At 70.0% G+C, this 12,154-nt stretch carries 15 protein-coding genes and 1 pseudogene; 12 read left to right on the forward strand and 4 right to left on the reverse strand.

What is annotated here, in order from left to right; genetic code table 11:
• Positions 1-4: 4 nt before the first annotated feature.
• Positions 5-391, reverse strand: a complete 387-nt coding sequence (locus ACF08M_RS28835) for a hypothetical protein (RefSeq protein WP_392188178.1) — start codon at positions 389-391, stop codon at positions 5-7.
• 71 nt (positions 392-462) lie between these two features.
• Positions 463-1,140 carry a GAP family protein gene (locus ACF08M_RS28840; RefSeq protein WP_392188179.1) on the reverse strand — a complete coding sequence of 226 codons (678 nt, stop codon included), beginning with the start codon at positions 1,138-1,140 and terminating at the stop codon, positions 463-465.
• Between the two features lie 490 nt (positions 1,141-1,630).
• Between ACF08M_RS28840 and ACF08M_RS28845 the strand changes: the two genes are divergently transcribed.
• From ACF08M_RS28845 to ACF08M_RS28860, 4 genes and pseudogenes are all read left to right on the forward strand, one after another.
• Entirely contained in the window at positions 1,631-2,017 is a 387-nt protein-coding gene (locus ACF08M_RS28845) for a hypothetical protein (RefSeq protein WP_392188180.1), read from the forward strand.
• 247 nt (positions 2,018-2,264) lie between these two features.
• Positions 2,265-2,738 (forward strand): annotated as a pseudogene (locus tag ACF08M_RS28850) (tyrosine-type recombinase/integrase); the annotation flags it as partial.
• Positions 2,739-3,127: 389 nt separating this feature from the next.
• Positions 3,128-3,592: a GntR family transcriptional regulator gene (locus ACF08M_RS28855; RefSeq protein WP_392188181.1), complete on the forward strand. Its 465-nt coding sequence runs from the start codon at positions 3,128-3,130 to the stop codon at positions 3,590-3,592.
• The gene (locus ACF08M_RS28860; RefSeq protein WP_392188182.1) at positions 3,589-4,161 is read left to right on the forward strand and encodes an HD domain-containing protein; all 573 of its coding nucleotides are present in this window, start codon (positions 3,589-3,591) and stop codon (positions 4,159-4,161) included. The genes ACF08M_RS28855 and ACF08M_RS28860 overlap by 4 nt, the downstream gene beginning before the upstream one ends.
• On the opposite strand, the gene ACF08M_RS28865 is transcribed toward ACF08M_RS28860, so the two are convergent.
• Together ACF08M_RS28865 and ACF08M_RS28870 are read right to left on the reverse strand one after the other, a co-directional pair.
• Positions 4,149-4,622, reverse strand: coding sequence for an NUDIX domain-containing protein (locus ACF08M_RS28865; RefSeq protein ID WP_392188183.1), 474 nt, complete (start codon positions 4,620-4,622; stop codon positions 4,149-4,151). The genes ACF08M_RS28860 and ACF08M_RS28865 overlap by 13 nt on opposite strands.
• A gap of 2 nt (positions 4,623-4,624) precedes the next feature.
• Entirely contained in the window at positions 4,625-5,380 is a 756-nt protein-coding gene (locus tag ACF08M_RS28870; protein ID WP_392188184.1) for a helix-turn-helix domain-containing protein, read from the reverse strand.
• 658 nt (positions 5,381-6,038) lie between these two features.
• On the opposite strand from ACF08M_RS28870, the gene ACF08M_RS28875 reads away from it, so the two are divergent.
• The 8 genes from ACF08M_RS28875 to ACF08M_RS28910 all read left to right on the forward strand — a co-directional run bounded on the left by ACF08M_RS28875 (position 6,039) and on the right by ACF08M_RS28910 (position 12,011).
• The gene (locus ACF08M_RS28875; RefSeq protein WP_392188185.1) at positions 6,039-6,281 is read left to right on the forward strand and encodes a hypothetical protein; all 243 of its coding nucleotides are present in this window, start codon (positions 6,039-6,041) and stop codon (positions 6,279-6,281) included.
• A 183-nt stretch (positions 6,282-6,464) separates the two neighbouring features.
• Positions 6,465-6,770 (forward strand): hypothetical protein, encoded by a 306-nt coding sequence (locus ACF08M_RS28880; RefSeq protein ID WP_392188186.1) that lies wholly within the window; start codon positions 6,465-6,467, stop codon positions 6,768-6,770.
• Positions 6,767-7,117, forward strand: a complete 351-nt coding sequence (locus ACF08M_RS28885; protein ID WP_392188187.1) for a hypothetical protein — start codon at positions 6,767-6,769, stop codon at positions 7,115-7,117. Before ACF08M_RS28880 ends, ACF08M_RS28885 begins: the two co-directional genes overlap by 4 nt.
• 20 nt (positions 7,118-7,137) lie before the next feature.
• Entirely contained in the window at positions 7,138-8,802 is a 1,665-nt protein-coding gene (locus tag ACF08M_RS28890) for a hypothetical protein (RefSeq protein WP_392188188.1), read from the forward strand.
• Positions 8,799-9,311: a hypothetical protein gene (locus tag ACF08M_RS28895; RefSeq protein WP_392188189.1), complete on the forward strand. Its 513-nt coding sequence runs from the start codon at positions 8,799-8,801 to the stop codon at positions 9,309-9,311. The genes ACF08M_RS28890 and ACF08M_RS28895 overlap by 4 nt, the downstream gene beginning before the upstream one ends.
• Positions 9,308-9,646, forward strand: coding sequence for an RRQRL motif-containing zinc-binding protein (locus ACF08M_RS28900; RefSeq protein WP_392188190.1), 339 nt, complete (start codon positions 9,308-9,310; stop codon positions 9,644-9,646). Before ACF08M_RS28895 ends, ACF08M_RS28900 begins: the two co-directional genes overlap by 4 nt.
• 22 nt (positions 9,647-9,668) lie before the next feature.
• On the forward strand, positions 9,669-9,848 hold the full coding sequence (locus ACF08M_RS28905) for a hypothetical protein (protein WP_392188191.1): 180 nt from the start codon (positions 9,669-9,671) through the stop codon (positions 9,846-9,848).
• Between the two features lie 96 nt (positions 9,849-9,944).
• Complete coding sequence (locus ACF08M_RS28910) at positions 9,945-12,011, forward strand: hypothetical protein (RefSeq protein WP_392188192.1); 2,067 nt, start codon at positions 9,945-9,947, stop codon at positions 12,009-12,011.
• Positions 12,012-12,154: the final 143 nt, after the last annotated feature.

The following is a 12,154-nucleotide window of genomic DNA, read 5'->3' on the forward strand; positions in this document are numbered from 1 at the left end:
GACCTCAGTGGGTTCGTGGTGGTCGCCGGCCAATTGCCGCAGCCCGGCCCGGTTCACCGTGGGTTTCGGTGCGGGGATGCCCGGGCGTTCGCATGGCACCCAGAGGCACAGCGCGCCCGGCCGGACGGGCGCAGGTCACGGTCACCGCGATCGGCACCAGGAGGAGGAGGAGTTCGAGCGACAGCCAGCGCACGATGCCTCGCCGGGACAGGAAGAAGTGGGCTGCCGCCACGCTCACGCCCGCGGCGCCCAGGCCAACGGCGAACATGGCCAGGCTCTTCAGCTCGGCGAGGACCACCAGGATCACGATGGCCAGGCATGCCGGCACGAAGCTGAGGCGCGCCGGCCACCGCCGGGCGGTCGTGCTCTGCGCGAACCCTGCAGACCCCATGGCCTTGTGAGCCTGCAGGGATGTGTGTGCTGAGGGCCATCGAGTACGTGCTGTCCCAGCGGCCAACTGATTCACGAGCTGAGCTCGCCGATGCCCTCGCCCAGCAGGACGACGCCGATCACCAGCAGAAGCACGGCCATCAGGGTGGCACTGTTCTGCCCCAGCCAGCCACGCAGGCTCTCCAGCGGCTGGGCCATCCGGTCGCGCGCCGCCAGGCAGCCGATCACCGGGAGTGTGACCGTGCTCGCCGCGATCAGCGTGAACACCACCACAACCATCACATCACCGCCGCTGGACAGGTGCGCAGCGCCGATCGTGGTGCCCGCGCTCAGGAGCAGCACCAGGTTCGCCGGGTTGGCCGCGGACACCGCGAGGCCCAGCCCCAGAGCCTTGCCGAAGCCGAACGAGTCGATCGAGCTCATCCACTTCGGCATCACCGCGGTCTGGCCCGGCTTGGGTCGCTCGCGCCACTGCTGGGCCGCCAGCACCAGCATCAGCAGCCCGAAGACCAGCTTGAGCACCGACGACACGGTTGACGGCTCGCCTGCGGAGGTGTCGGGCGCCTGGCCGACCAGCAGCGCCACCACCACGACCACCCCGACGATTCCGGCCACCCAGCCGGTCAGGAGCCCGGTGCTGGTCTTGGCCGCATTCCGCGACAGCAGCGTCGAGTTGACCGCGATGATCGGGAGCGGGCTGATCGCTACGCCCACAGCCAACGGCAGCAGTTCACCGATCACGGCACCCACGGTGCCTCCTCCCTTTACCAAGAACTGGCTCGCGCTGACGCCCGGGTCAGCCTGCGCAGCGCCGAAGGGTCGGATCAGATGGCAACTGCTGCATCCGAAGCCGGATATGCAGGTGGAGGGAACGGATCCTGGCGACCCGCCCCCGTTCGGCATTGTCCGAAGAGGCTACGACCGGGCCCAGGTCGACTCCCGGCTAGCTCAGTTGCGACAAGCGGCTCCATTGAAACCCAGCTCGGACAGTGTCTGAGCTGGGCTTTTTCGTTCACGCGAGAGGCTCTACCCCTTGGAGGGGCAGAGCCTCTTTGCGTCGCAACGGCACGCGCTGGAGTGCCTCGTGCGGTCCTTCGGGCTCGGCTTCGGGCACCGAAGCCGAGCAGGAGAACGTCATGATCATCCGGACGGCGGTAGCGCACCGCGAACGATACGTGTTGGATTCGTGACGTTATGTAGCGTCGTTCTTGTGAAAACAGGAACGGGAAAAGGAGAGGTTATGCGCAAGGCGCCCAAGCTCGCCGCCGTACTGCTCGCCGCCGCGAGCATGATCGGAGCCTCGGCTTCGATGGCCGCAGCGTACGACGGTAACACTACTGTCGTTGGTAGTAGCTGTAAGTTTGCCCAGGGTAACGTCATCATCCTCCATCAGGGCGGCTGCTTGGCCGTCAGCGGCAGTGACTCCCCCGGTGCCGTGATCGTCTCCGACGGCAGCGAGAACAGGGACCTGCAGGCCGATCGTACTAAGCCTGACGGCAATGAAGATGAGGGCTCTTCCGCGGCTGCGGCTGCGGCTGCTGCTGCGGCTGCGTCCTCGTCCTCGGGCAACAGTTCGGCCGCCGCCTCCGCGGCTGCCGCCGCCTCATCGGCCTCCAGCGGCTCCTGACCCGGCGTCGAAGGCCCCGCATCTCGGCGAGGCCGCTGAGTGGAGCGCGAGGGCACGCACCTGTCGACGACAGCGGGTTCGCCTGAGCGGGGAGTCGGCGGCGATCACGGTCGCGCTCCCGGGTCGGCGGTGCGCACCCCGCTGCGCAGGCGGCGGACGGGCGACGCACCGTGGCGGATTCGAATCCCGAAAGCGGCTCCATCAGAACCCCGGCTGGAAACGTTCCTAGCCGGGGTTCTTCGATGAGCAGATCCGGCGCGAGCACAAGTCGACCAAGTCACGCGCGGGGCGGCGCACCATCGGTCTGCCCGACCCGCTGATCAAGATTCTCCGCCGGCACCAGGAGGTACAGGACCGGGAGCGGATCGCGGCTGGTGCGGACTGGGAGGGCAAGGGGTACGTCTTCGCATCGCCGATCGGCGGGCCGCTGAGCCCGGACACCGACTTCCACATCTGGAAGCGGCTTCTCCGGGATGCGGGCGTACGAGATGGTCGCCTCCACGATGCTCGCCACACCGCTGCGACCGTCCTCCTGATCCTCGGAGTCCCGGACGTCGTGATCGACGCGATCATGGGTTGGGAGCCTGGGGGAGCGGCGCGGATGCGCGCCCGGTACATGCATGTGACCGGGACCATGCTCCGCAAGGTCGCCCAGCAAGTCGGAGACGCGCTCTGGGTATTGCCCGGCACCGAAGAAAAATCCGACGGAGACGGAAACTGAGACGGACAACGTCGAAGGGCCCCACTGTGAACAGTGGGGCCCTTCGACATCGTGCCCGGTGAGGCACTGGCGGAGGATACGAGATTCGAACTCGTGAGGGGTTGCCCCCAACACGCTTTCCAACTGTCCGCGTGGCCGTACAGGGGCGTTCACAGGGGTCCGCGCGGCAGGTCAGACGGGGTGCGCGTACGACAGTGAACTGGGGCGGCCGTCAGCGCACTGGACAAAGATCAGGACAACGAGTGGGGCGGGGGAGCCTGGTCCACACGCGGCCTGCAAAGCCCGGTTTCCGCGCTCTGCGGGCCGCGCTGGCGCGGGAACCAGGCAGTACTTGCGGAAAGGAGAGCATGGCAGGCTTGAGGCAACTACGACGGAGAGAGGGAAGACGCGTGTCGCAGCAGGCCAGCCCCCGCGGGACCTTCCTGAAGATCGCTGATGTTGTCAGAGCTCAGATTGAAGCCGACGAAGAGATGACCGAGCTGCCGTCGGCTGCGGAACTGATGCGCGACCACGGTGTGTCCCGCGGCGTCGCGCTCCGGGTTTTCGGCGCTCTCCAGAAGGAGGGGGCCGCAGAACCGGTGCCTGGTGGGCGCTGGCGGGTGGTGCGGCGTGGGGAGTCCATCGACCGCCGGCCACTGGCCGAACGTCTTGCCGACGTGATCACGGATGACAAGCTCTCCGTGGGGGCGACCTTCCCCAGCACGTCGGCCTTGTGTGCGCGCTTCAGCGTCTCGCGGCCGACGGTGAGCAAGGCACTCGAAAAGCTGCAAGCCGCCGGACTGGTATCGGAAGGAAAGCAGGGAAAGCAGCGTACAGTGCTGGCCCTGCCGGGAGAGGAGAGTGTGAAACCTTGAGTTCCACGACGTTGACCGACTGGGCCTACCCCCTCGCCGAATCGCTGCTCTCGGAGACCCTGCCCCGCCGTTGGGCCCATTCACAGGGGGTGGCGGAGCGGGCCCGCACGATCGCCTCGATCCTGGGCTCGGACGCAGACCTCATGGAGGCGGCCGCAGTTCTGCACGACATCGGCTACTCGCCCGACCTCGCCAAGACCGGCTTCCACCCGCTGGACGGGGCGCGATATCTCCGAGACGTCGCCCACGCCGACGAACGCCTGGTGCGCCTTGTCGCGCACCATTCCTGTGCGTGGATGGAGGCAGAGGCGCGCGGCATGCGTGACGAGCTGGAGAGCGAGTTCCCTCGGGAGCGACCTCACCTCGCGGACGCTCTCTGCTACTGCGACATGAACACCACGCCGGACGGCACCCCGACGAACCCTGTGGACCGGGTGAACGAGATCGCAGGCCGCTACGGTCCGGACAGCTTGATCGGGACGTTCATCAGGCGTGCCGAGCCCGAGATCCTTGCCAGCACAGCACGCGTCGTAGAGAAGCTTTCCGCCGCGAAGCGTCAGCCGATGTAGGGCGCGGTGCGTGTCCGGTCCATCGCGTGCTCGATCCTGAGCCGCATGGTGGGGTGAATGTCGAATTCTGTGAGGTCGGCCGGGGAGACCCAGCGGACCTGCGTGGTTTCGTCGCTCGTACGGACCGCACCACCGACCGGGCGGGCCCGGAAGCAGATGCTGAACTGCTGCCGGGCTTCGCCGTCGTCGTACAGCATCACGTGGCCGGGGTCGGTGTAGATCCCCGACATGTCGACGACCTCAGCTTTGATCCCGGTCTCTTCCCAGACCTCGCGCACAACGGTGCCGCTGATGGACTCGCCCACGTCGTGGCCGCCTCCGGGCAACGCCCAGCGTCCGTTGTCCGAGCGTTGGATGAGCAGGACATCCCCGACGTCGTTCTGCACGAAGGCGACGACAGAGGGCACGACCGAGTTGGCCGGCGGGGCGTCGGGGTCGTGCAGATAGTCGATGCGTCCCATGCTCAAGCTCCTGTGATGTCGTGATCAGTGACCGGGCGTGCGCCGCCCCACGCCTGTTCGATGCTATTCGCGTAGGTGTCGAAGAGCCCACCGCCGGGCAGTCGCCGCAGGTGCAGGACAGGCGCCATGTAGGCCCCGATTCCATACACGTGGGTGTTCACGAGTAGCTCGTCGTCGGAGCGAAAGAGCGAGTTGTAGAGGGTTCCGTCGTGCAGACGGAAGCCGATGCCCGGGTGGCTCGTGAAGAGCGGCCGGTAATTCACCAGGGCGTTGCGAATCTTGCCGTCCATGATGCGGTGGCCTTCGTCTATCCCGCGCTGATGCACCGCAGCGCAGTCAGGGTCACCGAGCAGGATTCGTACCTGGGTCGCCCCCACCTTCCTCTTCAGGAGGTCGTGAAAGAGGGGGTCTTCCGACAGCCAAAGTCCGGAGTAGACGAGAACGTCGATGTGCGATTCGGCTCGTTCGTAGAACTCGCGCCACAGGGTGTTGGGCACCATGTGGCGGTGCGGATAGATCGTGACGATCTCCGCCTTGCTCAAGTCGGCCGCCGTATCGACGGCACGCGAGTCGTTCCACAGCGTCGTCACGTCGACGCCGAGCTCGGACGCCGCGGCGTACTGGTGCCTTCGGTATGGAACCTTGCCCTGGGTGATCCAGCGCTCGATGGTCTTCGGGTTGACCTCGATCGCGTCAGCCAGGTCCTGCACGGTCATGCCCTGCGCCAGCAGAGCCGACCGGAGGCGTTCGTTGGACATCTCAACCCCCGGGGACGTCTTGGGACCTCTTGAAGGTATCCAGATGACTTCAAGGTGTCCACGTATGGGGTAACCAACGCCCCTGACCAGCAGCGATGCTGATGGTGCGCCAGGAAATCCCCGGCGCGAACCCAAGAAGTTCCGACGCCTCGCTTGACGGACGCCCGATGTAGGACCTGTAATACAGGTATCGCATCAGCCGTGAGGCGGAAGCGACGAGAGGGCCCTTCTTTGGGCTGCTTCGAACTGCACGAACAGCGGGACCCCGCCGGACTTGCTTACACGCGGTTCGAGCGGCAGGGGAGACGTAAAAGTCCGGCGTCTTCACGGAGTGATCGGTGTCATCGGCTAAGTCGTCGGTCTGGCCCTCGGGAGAGTCCCCGGGGGATCGGATCACGGGGACCCCGGTGGTTGGGCTGCACCCGGTCCATGACACCCGCGAGGGAGGGAGATCCACTCAGCGAGTAGCGACTGAGTGGCCGCAGTAACCACGCGCCGACCAAGCGAAGGAGCGTAAGGCGCGCACGGAACTGCGGCACGACAGTGACGGGCTTCCCGTCACTCGTCATGCGGGCAGGGCATCGGCTGTTGCGTCGGTGGCCTGCCCGCTTGATGAGGCACCACTCAAAGCACTGCTACTGATCCCGAGGAGATCCGCATGTCCCGCTTCAGCCGTGCCCGCCTCAACCGCGAGGCCGACTACTTCACCGCCGAGGCCAAGCGCTCTGACGAAGCCGCCCTCGATGGAGACCGCGCCGCAGTCGACATGACCAACGGCCCCCACGCCCGGTCCGTGGCCGCCAAGTGCGCCCAGATCGCAAGGTCCAACGCTGCCGACTACCGGAACATCGCTGCCGCACTCCGCGACGGCGAGATCCCCGACTGCCTCGACCTCGACTGACGCCCACAGCCCCGGCATTTCGCCGTGAGGGTGCCGGATCGAATCCGGCCCGGGGTACTACGGCCGCCCCTGGTGGCCGGGCCGCTCGCATCGTCGGGCGGAACCACTGAACGGCCCGCGGCCCCGGTGTTCGAGCACCGGGGCCGCCTTTCGGGCCGCCCCACCGCAAGGAGAAAACGACCCATGAAGAACATCGTTGCTGGTCGAGAGCCCGTTACCCCTACTGAGTTCATCGAGCTGGCGCTCGGCATCGACGTCCAGCTGTTCGCCGGTCCGGCCACGGAGTCCGCCACGGAGCGGGCGGCGCGGCTGGACGTGGCGCGCGAGGTGCTCGCGGAGCTCCGTGAGAGTGACCCGGAGGCCGCCGCGTACGCCGAGTCGCTACTGCGGACGCTACCGCTGAAGCGCCGTCCGGACGGACGGCGCCCGCGTGGCGCGGCCCGGCGTCCGGCCGCCGCCGCCTCGACCGGTTCGGCGGTGGCGGCATGAGCGTGTCGACGATGAGCCGTCTGTCCGCTGCGGTCGCGGTCCTGGCGTCGCTGACGGAGAAGTTCCCCGACCTGCCGGCGCTGAGCCCGGCGGTCGCGGCGCACTGCCCCGACCGGCTGACCCTGACTGCCTACGACAGCCTGTCCAAGTTCGAGGAGTGGCGGTCCGCTCTGGGTATCGCCCCCGCTCAGGTGTCCATGGACGCGGAGCGCGGGGCCGGCCCCCTGATGTGGCTGGAGGCCGGGACGGTCGTGGACGGGGTCACCGTCCGGCTGGTCGGCTACGGGCACGTCCTGGTGAACCACTCCGAGGACGTCACGGGGCCGGTCGCGGCGGGGGTGGCCTGATGGGGGGCCTTCTTCGTCTCGTGCCTGACCAGCCGTCCTGGCTGGCGTGGGCAGTTCCTGTGGCTGTGGCCGTGCTGGCGGTCGCGGTGGCGGTGGGCGGTGTGCTGGGGCTGCGGAAGTCCACGTGGTTGTCTGGCATCGGCCCCCAGGCGTTCGTCGCCCTGGGTGGTGTCGCGGTGTCCGTGTACGGGCTGTGGGGGTTCGCCACGCAGACCGTGCACCTGCCCGTGCCGCTCGCGGTCGCGTTCATCGGCGTGTTCGACGCGGCCGAGATGACGCTGCTGGTCATGCTCTACCGCGCCGCCGACCCCGACCTGGGGTGGACGCGGCAGTTGCGGCTGATCCACCGCACGGCGTGGATGCTGGTTGCCTTCTCGGCCGGTATGAACGCCGCGCACGCGCCGAACTGGCTGTCGCGGCCGGTCCTGGCCGCCGTTCCGGCCCTGGCGGCGTGGCTGATCGAGCTGCAGCTGAGGCAGAAGCTCGGCGCGGCGACCCCGGACGACGACCCGGCCACCCGGCCGGGCCCGGGGCGGCTGCTGACGCTGGTCTGGCAGCACGGCTGGTCCTGGCTGTTCGCGGTCCTGGGCTTGGATGCCCGGCATTCCGGTGACGCCATTGCCCGGGCCGCGCTCGCCCAGCGGGCCGCGCGCCGCGTCTACCGGCTGCGTCTGGCGCTCGCCGCGCAGGAGGAGACCGGTGGCGGCTGGCGCAAGTGGCGGGCTCGGGGCCGGGCTGACCGGCGCCGCGGGAAAGCTCAGCGGGTGCTTTCGCGGGCCGAGGTGGCCACCGATCAGGATCAGGCCCTGGCGATGTCCCGGCACCTGGCTTCCCTGACCGGCGTCGACGGCGTCGCCCGCCTCGACTACTCCAACCCGAAGGCCGTTGTGACGATGGTCGAGCAGCTCGCCATCACCCCGGCTGTCGAGCACCTGGAAGCAGGTGGGCGCGCGGCAGAAGCGGAAACCGCGCGGAAGCGCGCGGAAAGCGCGCGGCAGGAGGCTGACGCCGCGCGGCAGCGCGCGGAAGAGGCCCTGGAAGACGCGCGGCAGGCCCTGGCCGACGCCCGTGAAGAAGCCGACCGGGTCAGGGCGGACCGGGACACCGCGCTGGCGACCCGTCAGGAAGCGGACTCCGCTGTGGCCGACGCGCGGCAGCGCGCGGAAGACGCGCGGAAGGAAGCCGACACCGCGCGGCAGCGCGCGGAAGACGCGCAGAGGAAGGCGGAGGATGCGCGGCAGCGCGCGGAGACCGAACTCACCCGCGTGAAGGACGCGGTCGCCGACCAGCGCCGCCTTCTGGACTCCCTCCACGACCAGGAAGACGCCCGCAGGGGCGTGTTGGGCCAGCTCACGGGCCAGATCGAGGAGGCGGAGACGATCCGCGACCGGCTGCGCGGCGACCTCGCCACCCTCAGCCCCGACGCCGACGGCACCGACCCCGTGTGGCGGTCCGAGGCCAAACAGCAGGGCTGGCAGCTCTACCTCAACACCCTCACCGATCCCGGGCAGTGCACCGAGCCGACGGCCGCCGACCTCGCCAACGAGTGCGGCATCCACGTCGGCAACGCCCGCAACTGGCTGAAGGAATTCCGTGCCGCGCGCGCCGCGCAGCTCGCCGCGCGCGAACCGCGCGCAACCACGCACCAGCCGCGCACCACCACCCTTGAGGGAGCCCCCGCGTGATCGCCATTGTCCGCACCCGCACCCTGACCGCCCTGCGCGACAGTCTTTCCGAGGCGGAGACGGCGACCGCCGCCGCCCGCGCCGAGTCCGAGCAGCACCGGAAGGAAAGCGGGACCGCCGCCGTCTCAGTGTTCCGGGCGGGGATCGCTCTGGAGGAACTGCGCGCCGCGCTCGCCCGCACCACCGCGGACGCCGCCCGGCTCGAAGGCGAGCTGGAGACCCTGCGCGCGCAGTCCCTGCTCGACACCGAGGACCGGCAGGCACTGCGGACGCTGCTGCGTGTCGCCCGGAAGCAGAGCGCTCGGGCTGACCGCGTCTACGTCCTCTTCCGCTTCGGGGAGCTGCACAGCGTGCACACCACCTGGGACGCGGCGGAGATCGCGGCCGAGGCCGAGGGCGCCCCCCGCACCGGGTGGACCTCGCTTGCCACCCTCGGTGACGGGACTCCGACCCCGGCATCCGGAGTCCCGTGGCGCATCCGGCAGCTCCCGCTCGGCGGCACCCCGTGAGCACGCTGCCCATCTACCGGTGGCGCCTCGCCCCGGACGGCCTGGCGACCCGTCGTCAGCTCCGCGCGATGGGACTGCGGCCCGGCGGCCAGGATGTCGCCGCCCAGCTCGAACGCCCCCGGCGCCGCCGGGGCCCGCTGGTGGCGTACCTGTACCGGATTGACCGGGCCAAGCCGGTCCGCCCGATGACACCGGCCAAGCGGGCGGCGCTCGCCGCGGCGATGGCCACCCGCCGCACCTGCCCCAACTGCCGGATCGACGCCGGGTACTGCATCCCGCGCTCGCTCGGCGCCTGTATCCCCTGCGCCTACCCCGACGAACAGCGCACCGCCTGACCCAATCACTCAAGGAGATGTCATGGGCTTCACCCTCGGATTCAGCAGCGACGGCGAGATGACCACCCCGCAGGACCAGGGCCTGATCCCGGACAGCAGCACCACCATCACCCGCGGCGCGGACGGCACGGTCACCGAGACCACCACCAGCAGTGATGGCCAGACCATCACCACCACATACACCGACGCCGACCGCTCCTGATCACCCTGTCCTCCGCAGGTGCGGGGATACCCGGCCCGCTTCTCAGGGCCCGGCCGGGCATCCCCGCCCTTTCACTCCAGACAAGGAGCCCGACCAGTGTCTGACACTGCGACGAGTGCGAAAGCCCCGCCCGATACAACCAGCCAACCGCCCGAACCCGCCGTGACGGTGGTCGACGGCCCGGACGGGCAGTCCCTCCCGATCGAGATCACCCTCAACCAGCACCCGGACGACACCGGTTCCTCGTCGACGGCGCGGGGGCCGCGCAGTGCGCTGCGTGCGTGGCCGCTGGCCCTGTTCGGCACCGAGGCCGCCTCGACCGGGGCATCCGCCCTGTACGCGTCGGCCGGGACCGCCGGGTTCCTGACTGCGGCCGGCGTCGCCGCCGGGGGCGGCCTGGTCGCTGCCGGTGTCGCCGCCCGGAAGGCCCGCAAGTCCCAGAACCGAGGCACTGGTGCTGGCGCTGGGCGGGTCCTGCGGTCCTCCGGGCACCGGTCGACGCTCGGCAGCACCGGCACTGGCCGCGGTGGTGGCCGTTCCGGGGGCCGCGGCTCGGGCCTGGGATCGACGGGCCAGGGCGGCCGGTCCGGTAGCCGGGGCCGTTCCTCCACGCTCGGCGCGGGCAGCGCTGGAGCATCCACTCCTCGCACCGGCCCCCGCCACTCTCCGACCTCGCGGAACGGGGCATCCATGAAGAAGCCCACCCCGAACGGCAACATCACTTCCGGGGGCGGTGGTTCTTCCGGCCGGGGCTCGCTGTTCGGGAAGTCCGGAGCCGGTTCCCGGGGGCGGGACGCTGGCGGTGGGCGGGGCGGCATATTGCGCCGCCTCGGCCAGCGCCGCGGCGGCACCGGGCCGTCCGGCACCGGCACCCGGGCCGGATCGCTCGGCAAGGGCCCGAACAGTGCGAACTCCACCGACGCCAAGGGCAACGGGCGGGGGCGGGGGCGGTCAACGGTCGGGGCGTGGACGCGCAGGGCTGCCCGGTCCGGGGTTCGCGGCGTCGCCCTGGCCCGCCGTCTGGGCCGTCAGATGGCCGAGTCCCCGGCCGGTCAGGCGTTGCGGGAGCGGATCCGGTCCGTGCGCCGCGCCCTGGCCAAGAAGGGGAAGGCCGGGGCGCGGTACGTGCTCCGCAGTGCCGCGGCGAAGATCGCGGCCGGGGCCGCCGGGGCCCTGGCCCTGGTCCCCGGCCTGCTGCTGCGCGGGATCGCCGCCATGACCGGTGGCGTCTTGCGGCTCCTGCACCTGGCGCCCCGCAACGGGGCCAAGTGGGGCGTGTACTTCACCCGCTGGTCCGTGCTCGCGGCCACAACCGTGCACCGGCGCCTGATGCGCCGCGCCAAGGACGGCTGGGACAAGGCCACCCGCCCGGACGTCCTGACCGACTTCGACGAACCCGGCCACATCCGGCCCCTCACAGCCGACGAGTTCGGCACCGACTACTTCGGAGGAAACCTCGTGTCCGTGTTCAAGCGGGAGACCGAGGCCGTGCGCGACGCGTACGCCACCTACGACCCGCCGATGATGCTCGCCGTCGCCGCCGAGTACTGGGGCCTGCCCGATGGCCTGTCCGCGGTCGCTTCGGCGGTGGGCCGACTCGCGGCCAACACGGCTGACAAGTACCCGGCCGACGAGAAGATGGCCGAACTGGTCGCCCAGGTCTACGCCCTGCTCTACCAGGCCGTGAACAAGGCCCAGGAGATCGGGCCGCTGTTCGTGACGGTCCACGAGCACGACCTACGCCGCTACGAAGAGCCCCGCCCCGGCGAGCACATGTGGAACATCCTCGAACGCCGCACCGACGGCGGGTACGACCAGCGTCAGCCCTGCCAGTTCGTCTCGGTGACGGAGGACGTCGCGCACGTCTACTCCCGCTACGAGCCCGGCCACATGAACCAGGTCGCCGCCGAGTACGAAGGCATCCCGGACGGGATCGAGAACATCGCCGCCGCGATCAACCTCCTCCAGGTCCGCTCCAACGACCGCTACCCCGTCGACAAGCAGATCGTGGACGCCATCGCGGACGTGCACCAGCTCCTGATGGCCGCCGCGTCCGCCGCACAGGAACTCATGCCGAACTTCCGGCGCCTGCACGCCCCGGACATCTCCCGCCACGAAGCCCCTCGCAACGGCGAGGAAGGCGAAGCCATGTGGGACGTCTGACCGAAGAAACCACAGCTCATCCCCGCCGTGGGGGGGGGGGGCCCCCCCCCGCGGGGGGGCCCCCCCCCCCCCCCCCCCCCCCCCCCCCCGGGGCGCCCCCCCCCCCCCGGGGGCGCCCAAAGCCACCCCCCCCGCCCCCGCAG

The sequence above is a fragment of the Streptomyces sp. NPDC015032 genome, from assembly GCF_043080425.1.
In the GTDB taxonomy this organism is placed as follows: Bacteria; Actinomycetota; Actinomycetes; order Streptomycetales; family Streptomycetaceae; genus Streptomyces.

Excerpts from the sequence above, each read along its gene's own strand:
- ACF08M_RS28845 (WP_392188180.1), top strand. The coding sequence starts at position 1,631 with ATGCGCAAGGCGCCCAAGCTCGCCGCCGTACTGCTCGCCGCCGCGAGC.
- ACF08M_RS28885 (WP_392188187.1), top strand. The coding sequence starts at position 6,767 with ATGAGCGTGTCGACGATGAGCCGTCTGTCCGCTGCGGTCGCGGTCCTG.
- ACF08M_RS28880 (WP_392188186.1), top strand. The coding sequence starts at position 6,465 with ATGAAGAACATCGTTGCTGGTCGAGAGCCCGTTACCCCTACTGAGTTC.
- ACF08M_RS28835 (WP_392188178.1), bottom strand. The coding sequence starts at position 391 with ATGGGGTCTGCAGGGTTCGCGCAGAGCACGACCGCCCGGCGGTGGCCG.
- ACF08M_RS28875 (WP_392188185.1), top strand. The coding sequence starts at position 6,039 with ATGTCCCGCTTCAGCCGTGCCCGCCTCAACCGCGAGGCCGACTACTTC.
- ACF08M_RS28865 (WP_392188183.1), bottom strand. The coding sequence starts at position 4,622 with ATGGGACGCATCGACTATCTGCACGACCCCGACGCCCCGCCGGCCAAC.
- ACF08M_RS28905 (WP_392188191.1), top strand. The coding sequence starts at position 9,669 with ATGGGCTTCACCCTCGGATTCAGCAGCGACGGCGAGATGACCACCCCG.
- ACF08M_RS28870 (WP_392188184.1), bottom strand. The coding sequence starts at position 5,380 with ATGTCCAACGAACGCCTCCGGTCGGCTCTGCTGGCGCAGGGCATGACC.